We start from the raw sequence: 20,793 nt of genomic DNA on the forward strand, positions 1-20,793 counted from the left end.
CAATTTTTCAATAAATGAACGGACCAGAAGAAGCCCTGAATCCGATGAAAGGTTGCCTCCATCAAAATTGTATGAAAGACTTTTGTTGAAATTTAATGCACTATGCTGTAAACTTGTCATAGAAAGAACTCCTTTTGTGATATGTTTTTGTTTAGGCACTTAAACTTTACCACAAAATCGGGTTCTTTTCTTTAATTTTTGATGAAGATTTGCTTCACCCAACGGGTGAAGGACACCTTTTGAGTAACATGTTGAATTTACTGAGTTTTTTGGGTTTTATGTAGTTTTTATGAATATTCTAGGATAAACAACAAGAAGAGAACAAAGGATGTAGAGCTTCAAAAGAGCAATATCCTTGTACTTGGACCAACAGGAAGCGGTAAGACATACCTTGCTCAAGTTCTTGCTAAAATGCTTAACGTGCCATTTGCTATTGCAGATGCAACTTCCCTTACCGAAGCTGGTTATGTAGGAGAAGATGTTGAAAACATCATCCTTAGGCTCATTCAGGCTGCAGACTATGATATTGAATCTGCAGAGAAAGGTATCATCTATATTGACGAAATCGACAAGATTGCCAGAAGAGGGGACAATCCGTCAATAACCAGGGATGTCAGCGGTGAAGGCGTACAGCAGGCCTTGCTGAAAATATTGGAAGGTACGGTTGCCAATGTTCCTCCACAGGGTGGAAGAAAGCATCCTCATCAGGAGTTCATACAGATTGATACTACAAACATTTTGTTTATCCTTGGTGGTGCCTTTGCAGGGTTGGAAAAAATCATACAAAAAAGAATCGGCAAGAAGTCCATGGGATTTGGAGCAGATGTTCAGAACAATAAGGACAAGTCATTTGGCGAGCTTATAGCAAATGTTGAGCCTGAAGACCTGCTTAAGTTTGGTCTCATTCCGGAGTTTGTAGGAAGAATGCCTATGATAGTGACTCTCAAGGAACTTGACAAGGAAGCATTGATTTCCATTATGACTAACACTAAAAACTGTCTTGTTGACCAGTACAAGGAACTCTTCAAGATTGACGGCGTTGAGCTCGAAATTGAACAGGGAGCCCTTGAAGAAATCGCCATGCAGGCTCTACATATCAAAACCGGTGCAAGGGGTCTGAGAGGAATCCTTGAAAAGGTTATGACGGACATAATGTTTGATATCCCGTCAAGAGACGATATAGAGAAATGCATAGTGACAAGAGAAACAATAGTCAATAAGACGGACCCAACTCTTGTATTGAGTTCAAAGTCCAAGATGAAGATTGATGACAATCACGAGACAGCTTAGATAATGAAATATAAAAAAATGCCTGGTTTCAGGCATTTTTTATTGAATATAGGAGACATTGCTGATAAAATTACTATGCACGCAAAAGCATCTATTATATGTTACACGCAACAAGGATGCTTTGTCGAATAAATGGAAATGGAGTCGATAAATATGACAGTAAGTTACAGTACAGAAGTTAAAACGCTGCCCATGATTCCTCTAAGGGGAATGCATGTATTCCCGAATATGGTAGTACATTTCGATGTTGGCAGGGAAAAATCTATAAATGCGCTTGAAGAGTCAATGGTAAAGGATTCCATAATTTTTCTCACTACACAGAAGGACGCAAACATAGATGATCCGACAGAGGATGAATACTATGAAATTGGAGTTGTCAGCAGGGTAAAGCAAATGCTGAAGATGCCCGGTGACAATATTAGAGTCCTTGTAGAGGGAATAACCAGAGGAAGGATAATATCTCTTGTTGACGAGGAGCCGTACCTAAAGGTTGAAATTGAAGAATACAATTATATGGAAGATGATATTGAGATAGAAGACAAGACCGATGCCATAATGAGACTTGTCAAGGAATCTTTTGAGGAATATTGCACAATCAATACCAAGATTCCTGATGATGCAATCATGTCAATCAATGAAATAAATGAGCCAAACAGATTGTCTGATATGATAGTTTCATATATTTTCTTGAAGTCTGCTGACAAGCAGGACCTCCTTGAAATACTCAATCCCTATGAAAGGCTCGAAAGACTTGAAATACTTCTTAGACAGGAAATCAAGGTAATAGAGCTTGAAGAATCGATAAATCAGAGAGTAAGAAAGCAGATAAACCAGTTTCAAAAGGAATACTATCTGAAGGAACAGATGAAAGCCATTCAGCAGGAGCTTGGAGAGGATTACGATACCGGCAGTGAAGTTGACGAATACATGGCAAAGATTCGCAAGGCCAAGATGCCGAAGGAAGCCAGGGAAAAAGCTGAAAAGGAAGCTGGCAGACTGATGAAGATCAATTCATCCTCACCTGAAGCAGGAGTGATAAGGACATATCTTGACTGGCTCATAGAGCTTCCGTGGAACAAATCAACAAAGGACAACAAGGATATAGCTTTCGCAAGAAATGTCCTTGAAGAGGACCATTATGGACTAGAGGATGTAAAGGAAAGGATTCTTGAATTTCTTGCGGTAAGACAGCTCAATCCCAAAATGAAGAGTCCGATTATATGTCTTGTAGGACCTCCTGGAGTCGGAAAGACATCCATAGCCAAATCCATAGCAAGATCACTTGGAAGAAAGTTTATCAGGATGTCCCTTGGAGGAGTGCGGGATGAAGCTGAAATAAGGGGACACAGAAGAACGTACATAGGAGCCATACCTGGCAGAATAATATCAAACATATCCAAAGTCAAGTCAAACAATCCTGTATTTCTGTTTGATGAAATTGACAAGCTTGCCAGTGATTTTAGAGGAGACCCGGCATCAGCACTTCTTGAAGTACTGGATCCGGAGCAGAATGGAACCTTTACGGACCATTACCTTGAAACGGCTTTTGACCTTTCAAGTGTTATGTTCATTACAACTGCCAACACTACCAGCACCATTCCAAGACCTTTGCTGGACAGGATGGAGCTAATAGAGATATCAGGATATACTGACCAGGAAAAACTGCAGATTGGAAAAAGATATCTCCTTCCAAAGCAGCTTGAAGAGCACGGTCTCACTAGTGATGCATTCAGGATGTCTGACAACACTCTTACTGAGATAATTCAGAAATATACCCGTGAGTCAGGTGTAAGAAATCTTGAAAGACAAATCGGCAGCATAATCAGAAAATCAGCAGTTCAGTTTGTCGAAAAGAAAAAGAAAAGCGTCACAGTTTCAAAGACAAATCTTGAAAAGTATCTGGGAATACCTAGATACAGATATGATGAAGCAAACAAGACTCATCAGGTGGGACTGGCAACTGGACTTGCATGGACTGCCGTAGGAGGAGAGACACTTTTCATAGAGGTCAACCTTATGAACGGTGAAGGCAAGATTCAGCTGACTGGCCAGCTTGGAGATGTAATGAAGGAATCGGCTCAGGCAGGATTGAGTTATATAAGGGCTCATCTTGACAAGCTGGATATAGAAGAGGAATTTTACAAGAAAAAGGACATTCACATCCATGTACCTGAAGGAGCCATACCCAAGGATGGTCCTTCGGCAGGAATAACAATGGCTACTGCAGTTGTTTCCGCACTTACAGGTATACCTGTGAACAAGAATGTTGCCATGACTGGAGAAATTACCCTTAGAGGAAGAGTGCTTCCTATAGGAGGAGTGAAAGAGAAGGTCCTTGCAGCCAAGCGAGCAGGAATAACAAAGGTATTGCTTCCTATGGATAACCAGAAGGATGCAGACAAGATTCCTGTAAATGTCAAGAAGACAATGGAATTCGTCTTCGTTGAAAAAATGGAAGATGTATTGGAAAATGCACTTGTGAAAGGTGAATAGATTGATTATAAAAAAAGTAGACCTGCTTATGACAGCAGGTAATAAAAGCCAATATCCGGAAACGGATTATCCGGAGGTTGCTTTTGCAGGGAGGTCCAATGTCGGGAAATCCTCCCTTATAAATGTTCTCATAAACAGAAAGAGGTTTGCAAGAACCAGTGCCAAGCCTGGAAAGACTCAGACAATAAACTTTTATTCCATAAATGACAGCCAGATGCTTGTAGACCTTCCGGGATATGGATATGCCAAGGTTTCCAAGAAAGAACGTGAAAAATGGGGAAAGATGATAGAGGAATATCTCAATGATAGAGATCAGTTAAAGGATGTTATCCTTCTCGTGGACATCAGACATGTGCCCAGTCAAAACGACGTACTTATGTACAACTGGATAAGGGAATGTGGATTTGAAGGATATGTTGTAGCCACAAAGGCAGACAAGATATCAAAGGGCAAGAGGCAAAAGCATATTGCGGACATAAGAAAAGCTCTTGGAATAGACGATGTAAGGAAAATAATTCCTTTTTCAGCTTCGGATAAGCTAAACAGGGACGCCGTCTGGACGAAGATAAAGGAACTGTCGGAGAAGTAATATGGAAACCATTAAAGTTGAAAAAATATACAATTCCTTCAAGCGAGAGGAATTTGTTGAATATTTCAAATCCATAGGAACCACTGAAGATGATGTTGTTTTTCGCGGAGATGGTTGGAAGGCACTGATACATGACGAGGAAAAAAGTATCAGAGGCAAACTTGAGTTCATATGTGTTAGAGTAGACCTGGAAATAAGGTCGGACATATATGATGAATTTACAAACAAGCTCAGAATCGCCTTTCTCAGAGGTGGAGGGTGAAAACGGGCATTGACCTGCAAATAAAAATAAAACCGGATATCTTGTATATTTACAGGATTTCCGGTTTTTTTATTGATTGATAAGGTTAGGGCAGTAAATCTACAGTTTCGTTATCGCCGCTATTACCTTGTTGAATTCGCTCAGTATGTCGTCGCCAATTCCAAGTATTCCTTTTTGAGCGAAATTTATCAGTTCCTTGCACATTGGAAGCTTGCAAAGTATGTCAACATCAGGAGCTATGAAATTATCATCGTTGTATTCAAACATATCAATGGTTTCGCTGCAGTTTGGACACTTGATGTAGCTCATGTTCTCTATCACTCCAAGAACAGGTACGTTCATCTTGTTTGCCATGTTAACAGCCTTTGACACAATCATAGATACCATGTCCTGCGGTATTGTAACCATTACGATACCCGACATAGGCATTGACTGCATAGCGGTAATGGCGACATCGGCAGTTCCCGGTGGCATGTCCACTATAAGATAGTCAAGATCTCCCCATATAACATCAGTCCAGAATTGCTTTACAAGATTTCCTATTATAGGACCTCTCCAAAGTACAGGTGAGTCTTCGTTTTCAACAAGGAAGTTTGTAGACATTACCTTCAGTCCACCTGGTGCAGTTATTGGAAGCATTCCTTTTTCAGAACTGCTTGTTATTCTTTTATCTTGCAGCTTTACAAGCCTCGGTATGCTTGGACCTGTAATGTCTGCATCCATCAAGCCCACCTTAAAGCCGTTTCTTAGGAGCTCGTAGGCCAGTACAGCGGAAACAGTTGATTTACCAACGCCTCCCTTTCCGCTCATTACTCCGATTATATGTTTAACGTTGTTAAGCGGATTGTTTTCTATCATGCAAGTTTCTTTTTTTTCAGCTGAACATGTCCCGTTTGAAGGGCATGAATTACAATTATCTGCCATGTTTATTCCTCCTTAATGGCTATTGCCAAAAATGATAATATCATTAAATTTAAATTTTGTCAATATACTACATAGCTTCCTTGTCGATGATGTTTTTTGGAATCTGTTCTTTCTTCACAAGGTTCTTGTTTGCTGCAGCAAGCATGAGCTTAATCCTGTTAATCTGATTGACTTCACTTGCTCCAGGATCGTAGTCTATTGGAGCTATGTTGGATTCAGGATAGGATTTCTTGAGTTCCTGAATCATTCCTTTGCCTGTTATGTGGTTCGGCAGACATGCAAACGGTTGAAGACATACTATGTTGTTTACTCCGCTTTCGATAAGTTCTACCATTTCAGCAGTAAGGAACCAGCCTTCACCCATCTGGTTGCCAAGCGAGAGATGCTTTTCGGCTCCTTTGGCCAGTTCAGCAATAGGAACCTGGGGTGTAAATCTTTTGCTTTCGGCAAGTTCTTTTTTCATGACATGCCTGTAACCTTCTATGAACTTGATTGCAAGCTTGTTGAGATATGCCTTTTTCCAGTCCCTCTTGATATAATCCCTGTGCTTGATTATTGAATTATATGACGAATAGAGGAAGAAATCCAGCAAGTCAGGCACTACAGCCTCTGCTCCTTCATCTTCCAGAAGCCCTACAATGTCGTTGTTTGCAGTAGGATGGAATTTAACCAGTATTTCTCCTACAACCCCAACCTTTGGCTTCACTATTGAATCGTCCAGTTCAAGATTATCAAAATCCCTTATTATTCCACGAATAGTGTCATGGAATCTTCTTATTCCACCTGCTTCGATGGATTTGTGACATTCCTCCACCCAGTGCTCATACAGCTTGTTTGCAGAGCCCTGTATCTTTTCATATGGTCTTGTCTTATACAGTACCTTCATGAAAAGGTCGCCGTAGACTATACCCATAATGAGGTTGTGAATCAGCCTTGGAGTGATCCTGAATCCGGGATGCTTGTCCAGTCCGGCGGAAAATGATATCACGGGAACCTGCTCCATGCCGTTGTCCTTAAGGGCCTTTCTTGTAAAAGCTATATAGTTTGTAGCTCTGCAGCCGCCGCCGGTTTGAGACATTATAAGAGCAGTCTTGTCAATGTCATAGTTTCCGGATTTTAAGGCGTTCAAATACTGTCCGATTGTTATGATTGAAGGATAGCAGGCGTCGTTGTTTATATATTTGAGTCCCTCGTCGACAGCGTTCTTGTCCACAGACGGGAGGACTTCAACGTTTATTCCGGATTTATGGGCACCTGTCTTGAAAAACTGGAAATGAATCGGCGACATTTGAGGTGCCAGTATCGTATAATCCTTTTTCATTTCCTTTGTGAAGATCACCTTCCTGTATCTGGGAGGCGCTTCCTTCGCAAGAATATTTTTTTCGCGTCTTTCCTTGATTGCAGCAAGCAAGGAACGGATACGTATCCTGACTGCACCAAGATTGTTTATTTCATCGATTTTTATCAAGGTATAGATCTTGTTGTTGTCTTCAAGAATTTCATGTACCTGATCTGTTGTGACTGCATCAAGACCGCATCCGAAGGAGGTAAGCTGTACAAGCTCGATGTCGTTTCTCTTTGCAACGAATTCGGCAGCGTTGTATAGTCTGGTGTGATATGCCCACTGGTCTACCACCCTTAGAGGACGTTTGGCTCTTGACAGATGTGCCATGCTGTCTTCAGACAAGACGACAAAACCGTAGGAATTTATCATTTCCGGAATTCCGTGGTTTATCTCAGGATCTATATGGTAGGGTCTTCCGGCAAGTACTATGCCGTAGGCATCCTTGGTGTTTATGTAATCAATGGCATCCTGACCTGCCTTCCTGATGTCGGCCTTGTATGTTGAAAGGGTCCTGTATCCTTCTTCCACTGCTTTATTTATTTCATTTTCGGTAACCCCTTCTTCCTTCAAGGTTATGAAAAGTTTCTTTATCAGGGTTTCCTTGTCGTCAAGATTTACAAAAGGCTTGAAAAACTTGATATCCTTGTGTGCCAAATCCATGTTTGCCTTTATTGTTTCAGGATAGGAGGTTACTACTGGGCAGTTGTAGTGGTTGTCGGACCTTGAATCCTCCTTGATATTATAAGGTACGCATGGATAGAATATCTTTTTGATTTTCTTGTTTAAAAGGTCTTCTATATGTCCGTGGGCAATCTTGCCCGGATAGCATACAGACTCTGATGGAATTGTCTCAATTCCAAGTTCATAAATTTTCTTATTGGAATGGGATGAAAGCACCACTCTATATCCAAGACTGGTCAACAAAGCATGCCAGAAGGGATAGTCTTCATACATGTTAAGGACCCTGGGTATCCCAATCATGCCGCGTTTTGCTTCTGAAAGAGGGAGTGACCTGTAGTTGAAGACTCTTTCATATTTGTATTTATATAGGTTTGGTATTTCCTCCACATCTTTTTTCTTGAGGCTCTTAAGTATTTTTTCGGATCCCTTTTCGCATCTGTTTCCTGTAATGAAAGACCTGCCGCTGTTGAACCTGTTGATGGTAAGAAGACAGTTGTTTCCGCAAAGACCGCATCTTTCAAGTGATACATCACTTGTGAACTCGTCGAGTTCCTTCAGTCCCAGAACACTACTCTTTTTCGATTTGCCTGCATTTTCCCTGCTTATGAGAGCTGCACCGAAGGCGCCCATGATACCTGCTATATCGGGACGTATTACTTCTCTTTCAGTTATGAGTTCGAAGGCTCGCAAAACGGCATCGTTGTAGAAAGTGCCCCCTTGCACGACGATTTTATCACCCATGTCATCAACGGACTTAAGTCTTATAACCTTGAACAGGGCGTTCTTGATTACCGAGTATGATATTCCCGCAGAAATATCCCCTACGGTTGCCCCTTCTCTCTGTGCCTGTTTGACCTTTGAATTCATGAAAACGGTGCATCTTGTTCCGAGGTCTACCGGGTGGTGGGATTTTACAGCCATTTCGGCAAATTCCATCACTGAAATGTTCAATGAATTTGCAAAGGTTTCAATGAAGGATCCACATCCTGAAGAGCATGCCTCATTCAGCATTATAGAGTCGATTACTCCATTTTTGATCTTAAGGCTTTTCATATCCTGGCCGCCGATATCTATTACAAAATCAACGCCTTTTAGGAAAAAGTCAGCAGCCTTGTAGTGGGCTACAGTTTCTATTTCGCCCAGGTCAAGACTTAGGGCGGCTTTTATAAGATGTTCTCCATAACCAGTGACAGTAGATTTTACTATGGTTGTTGAGTCGTTCATTTCCTTGTAGAGGCTCTTTAAGGCGCCTATTGTTGAAATTAAGGGATTTCCTTCATTGCTCCCATAATATGAGTACAGAAGCTGGCCCTGGGCTCCAATGAGAGCGATTTTTGTGGTTGTTGAACCTGCATCAATTCCAAGGAATGCATTTCCTGTATAGCTTTTGATATCTTCTCTTACAACCTTGTTCTGTCCGTGTCTCTCCTTGAATTTTTCATAATCGCGGTCGGATTCAAAAAGACTGTCCAATTCTTTTTTTCTGTTTATCTTGCTGCTGTCTATATGTTCGATTTTTTCAAGATATTTTCCTATATTCGTTTCATCGGAATTTTCTGCTGATATTGCGGCTCCGAGCGCTACAAAATAATGTGAATCTTCAGGGAAAATCACCTGTTCCGGCTTCAATTTCAAAGTTTCAATGAATCTCTTTCTTAGTTCAGGCAAAAAAGACAAAGGTCCGCCTAGGAAGGCTACATTTCCCTTTATAGGTCTTCCCTGGGCAAGACCGCTGATAGGCTGGTTTACAACAGCCTGGAAAATGGATACTGCTATGTCTTCCTTTCTTGCCCCTTCATTTAGAAGTGGCTGTATATCCGTTTTTGCAAAGACTCCGCATCTGGAAGCAATAGGATAAATCACTTCATGTTCTTTTGCAAGATCGTTGAGGCCTGCAGCATCGGTTTTCAAAAGAATAGCCATCTGGTCTATGAAGGCACCCGTACCGCCGGCACAGGTGCCATTCATTCTTTGCTCAAGCTGTCCCGACACATAGGTGATTTTTGCATCTTCACCACCCAGTTCTATTGCTACATCGGTATAAGGTATCTTTTGCTCTATAGCTGCAGTAGAAGCGGCAACCTCCTGAATAAATGGTATTTCAAGAAATTTCGAAATGTCCACTGCACCGGAACCTGTAACATTTATTTTCATTCTATTGTTTTTCAATATTTTTTCTGAGTTTTTTATTGTTTCAATAACAGTTTTTCTCACATCTGAATAATGTCTTCTGTATTCCTTGTGAATGATGTTGTATTTGTTGTCTATTATTACGATTTTTACTGTTGTTGACCCTATATCCAATCCTACATTGTACAACTGTTTCATAGCGCCTCCTGAAAAATAATTATATAATATTATAACAAAAAGATGCTAAAAATCAATTTAAGTATTGAAAATTAATGAAAAATTAAGGGTAAAAAAGTTTAATATTATAGTAAAGATTGAAATGTAGACTGTTTATATAGTATTATTAGTTAAATGATATAGTGAAAAGAGTTTGGCTAATGGAAAATGTTAAATAATAAAAGAAAAAGGATATTTGGAATCTTGGATTTCAAAGCCAAGCAGGAGGTTAATGTGAAAATAACATATTTTGGACATTCGGTTTTTTTGATTGAAGAAAAAGGCTTCAAGGGAATAATAGACCCGTTTATTAGCGGGAATGTGCATTGTGACGCAAGGGTTGATGACTTTACTGATCTTACTCATATATTCATAACCCATGGCCATGGAGACCATATTGGTGACGCCGTAGAGCTTGCTAAAAAAACAGGGGCTCTGGTAATAGCAAATTATGAGATTGTAAACTATCTTTCCACAAAAGGGCTTGCCAATCTGCATGCAATGCATATTGGAGGAAGGTATTCATTTGATTTTGGAAAGGTGAAGATGACTAATGCATTGCACGGGTCTGGAATAATGGATGGAGATACGATGATTTACGGCGGGAATCCAGGGGGATTTGTAATAGAGGCAGGCTCCAAAAAGGTTTACCATGCAGGTGACACTGGATTGACAATGGATATGAAGCTTCTTGAAGATGAAAAAATTGATGTTGCCATGCTGCCCATAGGAGGGAACTTCACTATGGATGCAGAGGATGCGGCAAAGGCGGCCGGATTCATAAAAGCTGGAATTGTCATACCCATGCACTATGATACTTTCGATGTGATTAAAACCGATCCGGTGGAATTTGAAGATATGGTTGAAGGTTCTGTGGTCATCGTAATGGACCCTCATGAAACTATAGAATTGGATTAGCGGAATGAAGAATAAAATTGTTTTGCTAGTGATTCTTGCTGTTTTGATTTCGGTGCAGGTGGCTTTGGCCTCTGATTCAGGTATGGACCAGTTGATTTCTGTCAGAGGTGAGGTTGTGGAGATTGTAACCCATATGACCGCTGAAGACCTTGGTGCCCAGGCTGGATCCATGATTCAGGAGAGACAGGTGGTGAAGGTTAGAATTCTTGAGGGCAACTACAAAGGAAAAGAATATCTTGTAGAGAACAACCTGGGAGACAACGAATACTACAACATAAGGGTAAGAGAAGGCCAGGAGATCATCCTGGTGCTGGACAAGACTTCAGACACCATGCAGGTCCATATTTCAAGCTACGTCAGGGACAAGTATGAAATGTACATCATAGGTATCTTCCTGATTCTTTTGATAATTATAGGAAGGGTAAAGGGTATCAAATCAATAGTCACCCTGGGAGTAACCATATTGGTGATACTCAAGTTCATGCTTCCCCTGATAATAAAGGGGACAAGTCCCATTTTTGTTTCCATTATAGCGAGCATCATTATTACAGTGTTTACACTTTTTGTGGTTTCCGGCATAAACGAGAAAACCGTATCGGCAATAACAGGCACTCTGGCAGGGGTTTTGTTGTCTGCAACCATTGCATATATAGTGGGAAAAATGGCAAGCCTTACAGGACTCAATTCGGAAGAGTCAGCCATGCTTCTCTACCTGCCGGGAGACATAGACTTGAATCTCCAGGGCATACTCTTTGCGGGAATAGTAATTGGTACTTTGGGAGCAGTAATGGATGTAAGCATGTCGATATCTTCATCCATGCACGAAATCAAGTCCGTGAGACCGGATATTACCATTAGAAAACTTATGGGATCGGGAATGAATGTAGGAAGAGATATAATGGGAACCATGACAAATACCCTAATACTTGCCTATACAGGAGCTTCACTTCCCATAATGATGATATTCACAGCCTACAACTCCACAATGACTGATGTGCTCAATCTCGACGTAATAGCTACTGAAATTATAAGGGCAATTACGGGAAGTATCGGAATAGTTCTAACAATTCCGATTACAGCTGTCGTTGCAGGCGTTTTGTTTGGAAGGAGGCACAAGAATGACAGGGAAGGAATTTGAGGTAAAGACCAAGGACAATCTTGTACTGGCGTGCCGCAAAAATGAGGTGGAAAATCCCAAAGCGGTCTTTGTTATCGTTCACGGATTTGCTGAACATATGGGAAGATACGAATACCTGGTCAAAAAAATGAACGAAGATGGAATATCAACCTATCGTTTTGACAACAGGGGCCATGGAAAAAGCCAGGGGAAGAGAGGTCATCTTGAAAACTATATGGACCTTGTCACTGATGCGGACGGTATTGTTGATGTTGCTAGAGATGAGAATCCTGGAAAACCAATATACATGATGGGACACAGCATGGGAGGGTTCATAACCCTTCTCTACGGCATTACCTATCCCGACAAGCTCAAGGGACAGGTTCTTTCCGGTGCGGCTTCATACTACAACGATGAATTGAAGGGATTGAAAGGAAGGTTCATGAAGCTTGCCAACAATATAAAGCCTGATTTTTATATTAAAAATGACCTGTCTGAAAATCTTTCGAGAGATCCTGATGTTGTGAACAGGTACAGAAATGATGAACTCTGCTTTGACAAGGCTACTGCAGGCTTCTATTATCAATTTTTGGTTAGTGGAACCGACTACCTCGTAAAAAACTTATCAAAATATGAATATTCCTGTTTGATTCTTCATGGAGGTAATGATAAAATAATCCCTAAGGAAGCATCGGTCAATTTATATGAAAGCATAAGTTCCATAGACAAGTCCATTAAGATTTATCCCGGACTTTACCATGAGATATTTAACGAAAAGGAAAGGGATGAGGTTATAGACCATTTGCTGAAGTGGATAAATGAAAGAGTGGAATAAAGAATAAATGTTTATTTAAGTTGATTGCTGTGCTATAATATAATAAACAATGAAAAGGAGGAAAGTATAGTGTACGCTTTATTTTTAATATTAAATGATGTATATAGACTGGATATGATACACGAACTTTTTTATGAAGAAGAGCTGGGCGCAACTACGATTGACAGTCAAGGTATGGGTAAGGTTCTTTTGGATCACAATGTTCATGTACCTATGCTTGCCAGCATGAGAAAGCTTATTGATGGTAGAAAGCCATACAACAAGCTTGTTTTCAGTATTGTAAGAGAAGAAGAAAAGCTGAGAAGAATCGTTAAGAAAATCAAAAGAGAACTTGACTGTTTCAATGAACCGGGTGTTGGATGTATGTTTGTCTTGCCTGTTCTTGAATTTTACGGTTCCAAGACGGAATGTACTCTTGATGAAGAGGATATAACCGATGAAGAAGGACACGCATTCATCTAGCTGAAAACAATGAATTAAACAAAAAAAATCAAACCGGCCACTGGCCGGTTTTGTTTTTGTTTTCAATAAGTCTATTCTATTCACTGATAAGGACTGTCTGAGTAAGACCGTCCCAACCAACAGTATAGCCGAAGGACTCCATCACCTTTCTGATGGGAAGGTAGGTTCTGCCGTCTTTTATAAGTGACTTTGTGTCGTTTTGTACTATTCTTCCGTTGACGACAATATAGGCTTCTCCTATTGGTATCCTTACTTCGATGTCGTTTAACTCTGCAATTGCGGTTCTTGTTTCTCCATCCCATGATACATCTGCACCAAGGTTTTCAAGTGTTATCCTGAATGGAACCTGCGTTCGGCTGTTTTCATCTATGAAGGGAAAGCCGTATGAGCTGTCGTATTCGACATAATTGTCCAGTGCGAAGATGTTTATTGTTGGATTTGCAGGAGTTGACGACGTATCCGTATTGGTATAACTGTACCCCAGCGAATTCAATAAATTGATGTATACGGAATTGCCTGAGTTTTCAACAAGCTCATTCAAAAGGTATTCATAGGTAGTCGATGTATGCGGTATGTTTTCTTCTTCTATAACATGATCCTTAGAAATTTCTTCTTCAGTCAACATGTAGTATTCATAGGAAACCTGATTCAACCTGTCTGGCACCGGATCGTCAAATGTAGTATCGATATGATACCATGTATTGTCAACCTGGACCATATTCCAGATATGGGCGCTTCCTGCGCTTCCGATAACAAGTCTTACAGGGATATTCAATTCTTCCATCATTCTATAGAACAATAAAGCATAGCCATGGCATACAGATGTGTTTCTGAACAGAGCATCGTACTGTGTCCTGTAGGTAAGTGTTTTGTCATAAGCAACATTCAGTACTATATAATCGTGTACTGCCTTGATTTTTTCATGAACTGTCATGTTTTGCGTAATTATGTCGTTGAGTATTTCGTCAATCTTGATGTTGGACATGTCTTCTTCTGTCCTGCTTATCAAGTGTGATGCTTCAATATTTATGTCAATGTTTCCTTCATAGCCCTTGTAGCTCCATTTCCAGTTTCCGATTGTATACTTCAGATATTCATCTTTGTAGATGATACCGTTGAGAGTATTTTCCAGTCCGTTGAGACTTCCGGAGTAGTTTATGGAAATATTTGTGTTTCTGTTGTAGAGATTGCTCAATATTGTGTTTTCAAGATCATACGTTGTCGAGATTGTATATGTCTCTGAATAAGCAAAAAGAAACGTGCTTGTGATGATCAGCAATATTAGAGTAAATGCAAGAATTTTTCTTTTCATTTTTCACCGCCATTTTAACCTGATGTTAGTATTATAACCAAATTTGGTGATTTTAGTCACGAACTTTATGTCTGAATAGTAATTTTTTTTAGATGAGTTGTTTTTGTGCTATAATTAGAGTAAATAATATGACAAAAGAGGTTGGCTATGGAAATTAATAAGGACGTTCACTATATATTGAACAGAATAAATGAAAACGGATACGAAGCTTATCTCGTCGGTGGTGCGGTGAGGAATCTTCTCCTTGGATTACCGGTGAGAGATTACGATATAACCACCAATGCCCATCCCGAGACAATAATGAGTATTTTTGAAAGAACCATACCCACCGGAATAGACTACGGGACTGTAACCGTTATTGTGGGGTCTACCTTCTATGAGATAACAACCTACAGGATGGATTATGAATATGTTGACAGCAGAAGACCTTCTGTAGTGCATTTTTCGACAGATCTGGAGGAGGATCTTACTAGAAGGGATTTCACAATCAATGCAGTATGCATGGACAAGGAAGGGAATATTGTGGACCCATTGAATGGAGTCGATGATATTAAGAAAAAAGTCATAAGGGCAATAGGGGATCCTGAGCTTAGATTCAGAGAAGATGCCCTGCGCATGCTTAGGGCAATAAGATTTATGTCTGAGCTGGGCTTTGATATAGAAGACAGTACTGTTGATTCCATGAGGATGAATTCCAGCAAAATCAAATATATTAGCCCGGAAAGGATACAGAACGAACTTAACAGAATTCTTCTTTCGCAGGTTCCTTCTATGGGATTTTACAAGATGCTTCATACAAACATACTTGAGCAGCTTTTGCCTGAAATCATGCCTTGTGTAGGGTTTCAACAGCACAGCAGCTATCACGACAAGGATGTGTTCGACCATACGATGGCGGTCCTTGACAATACTGCCCCGAAGACTGCAATAAGGCTTGCTGCTCTTTTCCATGATATAACTAAACCGTACTGCCTCACCATGGACGAAAACGACGAAGGACATTTCTATGGTCATCACATAGAATCGGCGGAACTCAGCAGAAAGATACTTACCAGGCTTAAATATTCAAATGAAATAATCGACAAGGTATGGAAACTCATAAGATACCATCCCCTAAAGGAAATAAATATAGGTGACAAGGGTGTTAAAAAGTATATCAACAAGGTAGGTAAGGAAAATCTGGATGACATGTTCAATCTCAACTATGCAGATATCATAGGCAAGTCCAACAGAAAAGGACTTGCCAAGCTCAAGAACATGGAAGAGAAAACCATGGCCATACTAGGAAGGAAAGATCCTCTGAGCCTCAAGGACCTTGAGATTACAGGATATGACCTTAAGACAATTGGTGTAAACGAAGGTCCACTTGTTGGACAGATTCTTGATAGGCTTCTAACCATTGTCCTGGATTTTCCAAGCGAGAACAGCAAGGACAAGCTTCTTAACCATGCTCTGCATATATTGAAAGGTGACCTGGATATTTGACAAGGACATTGAAATGTTACCCAATTTCAACATGAGAAATTTGGAAACCAAATTACTGCTAACTTTAGATTCGTAATATATAAGTAGAGGTTTAATAACTTCTACTTATTTTTTATAATGAAGGTGATTGGCTAACGGACTTTTAGATTGGGACACCACGCCCGGCGATAAATGTGTTAGCCAACCTTCATTGTCCTGCGTTCAATTAAGCAAGTTGGGATGATCTTATCACTCCCGTTTAACTCACGAATATGAATGGATCTTGAAGAGTTGGAAACAATCAAAACTAATAAGTATTAAGGAGGGACCATTATGATTGCAGTTGGAGTCGATATTTCTAAAAATAAGAGTACAGTAGCAATACTTAACAGTGATTGCAGCGTTCGTGCTAAACCGTTTGATATGCACCATAATCAAACAGAGATGAATGCACTTGTGAAATATCTGAAAAATCTAAGCGAACCACTAATTATCCTGATGGAGTATACAGGCCATTACCACTACCCGGTTTTAAAGAAGCTTCAAGCTGAAGGATTCCAAGTTTGCCTTGTCAACCCATACCAAATGAAAAAATTTGGAGAAGTTGAAATCCATACATCTAAAACGGATAAAAAAGATGCTATTCGCATTGCGACTTTCGCTCTAGAAAAATCATATATGCTGAAGCCCTACAGTCCTTTAGATCGGAAATATGAAGACTTAAAGTTTCTTTCTAGACAATACAAACAAAGAATATCATATCTTACAAAGACTAAAGTACAGTTAACAAATCTTTTGGATGAAACTATGCCGGGAATCACTTCATTGCTTAAGCTTACTAGTCGACATCCAGAGAGATGCGTATTACTGCTATTCATAAAAAGATATGGTTCATATGATTCCATTATAAAAATGGGTAAAAAGCGTTTTTTAGCTACTTACTCAACACTTATGAAGAAGACCAACGATCGTTATGCACCCCAAAAAGGCTTAGCTATATTCGAACTTGCAAGTAATGGTATTACGACACGTGGAGATAACATTTATACCTTGTCTGCTCAGAATCAGTTGGTGGATTTAGTATCAGCAGCACAAAATGCTGCAGATGAAGTGATTTCCCAGATGCAGAATATAGCGGAAACTATACCAGAGTACAAAATTCTACGAGCAATGAATGGTGTTGGTGATCGGCTTGGTCCGGTTATCTTGGCTGAAATTGGTGATATTAGAAGATTTCATAGTGGCAAAGCCTTGAACTCATTCGCAGGAAATGATGCTCCTCCATACCAATCAGGACAGTATGAGAGTAAGAATCGACACATATCTAAACGTGGCAGCGCTACATTAAGAAAAGCTTGTTACGAGGTTATGCAGTCTCTTAAAGTATCTAAACCCCTTACTGATCCAATCTATCTCTTCATGGTAAAAAAAGAGCAAGAAGGTAAACCATTTAAAGTTGCTAAAATGGCAGGCGTTAATAAGTTTCTTAGAATTTATTATGCTCGTGCTATGGAGCTTTATCAATAAATTCAATTCTATATTTTATCAAAAATCTACCTTGTAGTAGGTCTATTAAGGTTGTCCATTTTTATATTTAGATGATGACAATGATTTTTCTGGAACAGTTAATTAAGGGGTTGACAAACATTAGCAAGATTTAGCGGGGAGCTTGTCCTGATGCAATGTAGTCATATGCAATTTTTGATTTGCTATTGTAGAGATTCACAATTAGTGATAGAATGTTATTGGGATATGTTGAAAATGGGGTTGGAGCAAGAAGTATTATTTTTTGTAGTGGTTTATTGACCCTGTTCGAAATGAGCGGGGTTTTGTTTATTTTTGATAAGTATTTGATATTCTTTATAGACAATACAATAAACTCAAGTATAGTGTTACAAAATTATTATCTTGAGACAGATATTAATAAAAGAAGAGAATGTGTAAGGATGGTTTTAAGTTTATGAGTTATTTGAATGAAATAATTATTGCATCTATTTCCGCTTTAGTTGGTGGTATTATAACATATTTTTTTTACTTAAAGAAAGAAAGCAGAAGAGAGAAGAAAGAGAAACTACTAAAGAAAGAAGAACAACGAAAGAAACGTCCAGAATTCCGAATTGAAAGTATGAAGGATTCATTTAATCGACCAGGAACGTGTATAGATAGCCAACCTTGTGATATGGAAATATTTGTAGCAAAAATAGAAAATGTTATTGTAGAGAATGATATTGTATATGCAGAATATGACGATACAATACTAGATAAAAAGTCATGGGTTAGTAGGCAGTATACAATTAAAAATATTGGTAAAACGGCTGTATATGAAGTGGCAATTATGTCGAATTTTAAAAGAACTACCTGTCTTTTCAATACTAAAAGCATACATGAGGATTTTATTCAGAGAGGTGTGTTAAATTATTTTGAATTGTTAGATAGAAGGATTGATACAGATGAGAGTATTACATTAAAAATATGTTATAACAAAGAAAAAGTCATCAAGGGTATGTTTTCTGCAGAATTTGAATTGGGTATGCGAGATGATAATGGTGTATATTGGGTACAACCATTTTTTGCATATGAGAACAAAATATATGAAAGCAGAAGAATTACACATAAAGAATATAGGGATGCTATAAAACCTGATATTGCAATTGAATGTTTTAAAAAACCTTATTTATGGTAATAAAAATTTTGGGAGGTTGCTGGCGAATGACAGTATAAGTTATATAATCGAGTAATCTCATTGATTAAAGGTTTCAGGTACAGAAGTCGCCTGATGAAACTCAAGTTTTTGTTTGATTAATTGATGCAAGGATATTTTGAATAAAGAGAATATGGGGAGTGGATAAAGATGACAATTAATGATGTAATTGCGATGAAACAAGAAAAGAATGTACCTTTCGGAAATCAATATAGATGGTTGATTCTGACTATAGAAAATGATCTAATATCAAAAACTGATGGAGAAAATCGAGTACGACAATTGCTTGCAGAATATGATTATGAAGCGAGATTGTTCATTGTACATCAGTTCTTTCACATAGGAGAAAACCAACTTGGGAATGAATTGTTTTCTGTTCTTGATCTTGATCCAGAAAAGACCATTCTTGAAGACAAACATATTAACGAGCTAGTAGATGGAAGCGTTTTATAGCATCTCTATAGATTAAAGCTTGAAGTATAGAAATTTATGAATGAAACGCAGATATAATTCTGTTCTATAATGCAAGAGAATTTAGAAAATTGATTAACGAAAAAGGAGGAACATCATGGCTATAAAAAACAAAAAAGATGTTGTGCAGGTGAAAAATCCTAAATCAGGGCATTATGTGAAAATTGATAGAGCAGCAGGAAAAATTATTGGTCACAAAAAGAGTCCAGGGCCATATAAAAATGTACCTGTAGCACGTAAATCTACAGGAGGTAATAATTAATGATTTTTTATAGACCTACTGATGGTGATGTTGAGGATAAACCAATAATAATTAGACCACGAACTGCATTTTTAATGACTAAATTAGGAGATCCCATTTCCGATGAATTGAAGCAAATGAGAGATTCAGTCACAAGAATTATGAATGAGTTTTCATATAATGGGGTAGATGCAAATAGTATGACAACAGGTAAAGATTTCTTGCTTAAAATATGGAATATAGCTATGGGTGTACCAGTAGGTATTGCAATTATTGATGAAACCATATCACCTCAAACAATGGCTAATATTTTTTATGAAATGGGTTGGATGCAGGCCCACGGTAAAGACACTATTGTAATAAAGTCAAAAAATGTGACTATTCCTTCGGACTTTATCAGAACTGAATATATTGAATTTAATGAATCTTTTGATACACGATTTAAGGCTTACTTCGAAAATCTGGAAGAACAAGCGGAGTATTATGCTTTTATAGGAGAACAGCTAGATAACAATCCATTACTTGCAATTGACTACTATAGACGTGCTTTCTTGATTACTGGTTCTGAATTATATAAAGAAAAGACACTTGAAATATTAGATAAAGAGGACTTCAGTAAAAGAACAAGAAGAAGCGTAGAATCTTTACATTCAGGATTTGCTACTGGAGTTCAAATGGTAAAAAGATAGAAGTGAATTATATGCCTTTATTACTTACAAATTAAAGTTTCATGTTCAAGAATCATTGAGTGAAATAAAAGTGTATTCGATTCATTGATGTAGAAATATTTTGGATAATGATTCTATATACACTATAAATTGGAGGGTTTTGGCCATGGGCATTAATAGAGAACTTACAATTCAATTTGTAATGATGTTACTTGGAATATCAGCTGCGATTTGGAATATAATAGTTTTCTTTTCAGCAAGAAAAGCTGAAAAAGAATCCAAAAAAAGCGAGTTGCAGGCATTAGAATATGCGGAACAAGCGGATGAATATTATAAGAAAGTCATTGCTTTTTATGATAATGAAGTGGAAAAACAACAATTAGAAGTTGAACTATTGAAGAAAGCTAAAGAAAAGCAAAATAATTTAGAACTGAAAGAAAAGGTATTTGCATATGTTAGGAGTAATGGAGTAACAAATACTTCAAACTGTGCTAAAAGTTTAGGTATCAGTAATGAGCTTGCTTTTGATGTATTGTACGAACTTTGCTATGTTGATAGACAAATTGGAACAGGGGGCTCAGCTGATAAAGGGAATATGGACAGAAATGTTTGGACATCAAATCGATAAGATATTTGTGAAATATTCCCTATTAATTAAAGCTTGATTGGAGGGA

General features: G+C 38.7%; 17 protein-coding genes and 1 pseudogene. 15 read left to right on the plus strand and 3 right to left on the minus strand.

Translation table 11 applies throughout. The features are described from left to right. Positions 1-285: 285 nt before the first annotated feature. The 4 genes and pseudogenes from clpX to BUB05_RS16695 form a co-directional block, all read left to right on the plus strand. Positions 286-1,290 (plus strand): annotated as a pseudogene (gene clpX, locus BUB05_RS16680) (ATP-dependent Clp protease ATP-binding subunit ClpX); the annotation flags it as partial. Between the two features lie 153 nt (positions 1,291-1,443). Beyond that, positions 1,444-3,783, plus strand: a complete 2,340-nt coding sequence (gene lon, locus BUB05_RS16685) for an endopeptidase La (protein ID WP_073050745.1) — start codon at positions 1,444-1,446, stop codon at positions 3,781-3,783. A gap of 1 nt (position 3,784) precedes the next feature. Beyond that, positions 3,785-4,372 (plus strand): ribosome biogenesis GTP-binding protein YihA/YsxC, encoded by a 588-nt coding sequence (gene yihA, locus BUB05_RS16690; protein ID WP_073050746.1) that lies wholly within the window; start codon positions 3,785-3,787, stop codon positions 4,370-4,372. A 1-nt stretch (position 4,373) separates the two neighbouring features. After that, complete coding sequence (locus BUB05_RS16695; protein ID WP_073050747.1) at positions 4,374-4,634, plus strand: MoaD-like domain-containing protein; 261 nt, start codon at positions 4,374-4,376, stop codon at positions 4,632-4,634. A gap of 99 nt (positions 4,635-4,733) precedes the next feature. On the opposite strand, the gene BUB05_RS16700 is transcribed toward BUB05_RS16695, so the two are convergent. Both BUB05_RS16700 and BUB05_RS16705 read right to left on the minus strand, forming a co-directional pair. Beyond that, positions 4,734-5,558 carry an Mrp/NBP35 family ATP-binding protein gene (locus BUB05_RS16700; protein WP_073050748.1) on the minus strand — a complete coding sequence of 275 codons (825 nt, stop codon included), beginning with the start codon at positions 5,556-5,558 and terminating at the stop codon, positions 4,734-4,736. Positions 5,559-5,625: 67 nt separating this feature from the next. After that, entirely contained in the window at positions 5,626-9,912 is a 4,287-nt protein-coding gene (locus BUB05_RS16705; RefSeq protein ID WP_073050749.1) for a 2-hydroxyacyl-CoA dehydratase, read from the minus strand. A gap of 252 nt (positions 9,913-10,164) precedes the next feature. Here BUB05_RS16705 and BUB05_RS16710 point away from each other — a divergent pair, with 252 nt between their 5' ends. From BUB05_RS16710 to BUB05_RS16725, 4 genes are all read left to right on the plus strand, one after another. Further along, complete coding sequence (locus BUB05_RS16710; protein WP_073050750.1) at positions 10,165-10,848, plus strand: metal-dependent hydrolase; 684 nt, start codon at positions 10,165-10,167, stop codon at positions 10,846-10,848. Between the two features lie 4 nt (positions 10,849-10,852). Beyond that, on the plus strand, positions 10,853-11,986 hold the full coding sequence (locus tag BUB05_RS16715; protein ID WP_073050751.1) for a YibE/F family protein: 1,134 nt from the start codon (positions 10,853-10,855) through the stop codon (positions 11,984-11,986). Continuing rightward, entirely contained in the window at positions 11,967-12,800 is an 834-nt protein-coding gene (locus BUB05_RS16720; protein ID WP_073050752.1) for an alpha/beta hydrolase, read from the plus strand. Before BUB05_RS16715 ends, BUB05_RS16720 begins: the two co-directional genes overlap by 20 nt. 69 nt (positions 12,801-12,869) lie before the next feature. After that, positions 12,870-13,262: a hypothetical protein gene (locus BUB05_RS16725; protein ID WP_073050753.1), complete on the plus strand. Its 393-nt coding sequence runs from the start codon at positions 12,870-12,872 to the stop codon at positions 13,260-13,262. A gap of 76 nt (positions 13,263-13,338) precedes the next feature. Here BUB05_RS16725 and BUB05_RS16730 read toward each other — a convergent pair whose 3' ends face one another. Beyond that, positions 13,339-14,574, minus strand: a complete 1,236-nt coding sequence (locus tag BUB05_RS16730; protein ID WP_073050754.1) for a stalk domain-containing protein — start codon at positions 14,572-14,574, stop codon at positions 13,339-13,341. Between the two features lie 147 nt (positions 14,575-14,721). Between BUB05_RS16730 and BUB05_RS16735 the strand changes: the two genes are divergently transcribed. The 7 genes from BUB05_RS16735 to BUB05_RS16760 all read left to right on the plus strand — a co-directional run bounded on the left by BUB05_RS16735 (position 14,722) and on the right by BUB05_RS16760 (position 20,747). Beyond that, the gene (locus tag BUB05_RS16735) at positions 14,722-16,059 is read left to right on the plus strand and encodes a CCA tRNA nucleotidyltransferase (RefSeq protein ID WP_073050755.1); all 1,338 of its coding nucleotides are present in this window, start codon (positions 14,722-14,724) and stop codon (positions 16,057-16,059) included. 312 nt (positions 16,060-16,371) lie between these two features. After that, positions 16,372-17,565 (plus strand): IS110 family RNA-guided transposase, encoded by a 1,194-nt coding sequence (locus BUB05_RS16740; protein ID WP_073050756.1) that lies wholly within the window; start codon positions 16,372-16,374, stop codon positions 17,563-17,565. 433 nt (positions 17,566-17,998) lie between these two features. Then, entirely contained in the window at positions 17,999-18,721 is a 723-nt protein-coding gene (locus tag BUB05_RS16745) for a hypothetical protein (protein ID WP_073050757.1), read from the plus strand. Positions 18,722-18,889: 168 nt separating this feature from the next. Continuing rightward, positions 18,890-19,192 carry a hypothetical protein gene (locus BUB05_RS16750; RefSeq protein ID WP_073050758.1) on the plus strand — a complete coding sequence of 101 codons (303 nt, stop codon included), beginning with the start codon at positions 18,890-18,892 and terminating at the stop codon, positions 19,190-19,192. Positions 19,193-19,307: 115 nt separating this feature from the next. Continuing rightward, complete coding sequence (locus tag BUB05_RS18770; protein ID WP_175548589.1) at positions 19,308-19,472, plus strand: hypothetical protein; 165 nt, start codon at positions 19,308-19,310, stop codon at positions 19,470-19,472. Then, entirely contained in the window at positions 19,472-20,140 is a 669-nt protein-coding gene (locus BUB05_RS16755; RefSeq protein WP_073050759.1) for a hypothetical protein, read from the plus strand. The genes BUB05_RS18770 and BUB05_RS16755 overlap by 1 nt, the downstream gene beginning before the upstream one ends. Positions 20,141-20,285: 145 nt before the next feature. After that, the gene (locus BUB05_RS16760) at positions 20,286-20,747 is read left to right on the plus strand and encodes a hypothetical protein (protein WP_073050760.1); all 462 of its coding nucleotides are present in this window, start codon (positions 20,286-20,288) and stop codon (positions 20,745-20,747) included. The last annotated feature ends 46 nt before the right edge of the window (positions 20,748-20,793 follow it).

It is taken from the genome of Dethiosulfatibacter aminovorans DSM 17477, assembly GCF_900142005.1.
GTDB lineage: Bacteria > Bacillota > Clostridia > Tissierellales > Dethiosulfatibacteraceae > Dethiosulfatibacter > Dethiosulfatibacter aminovorans.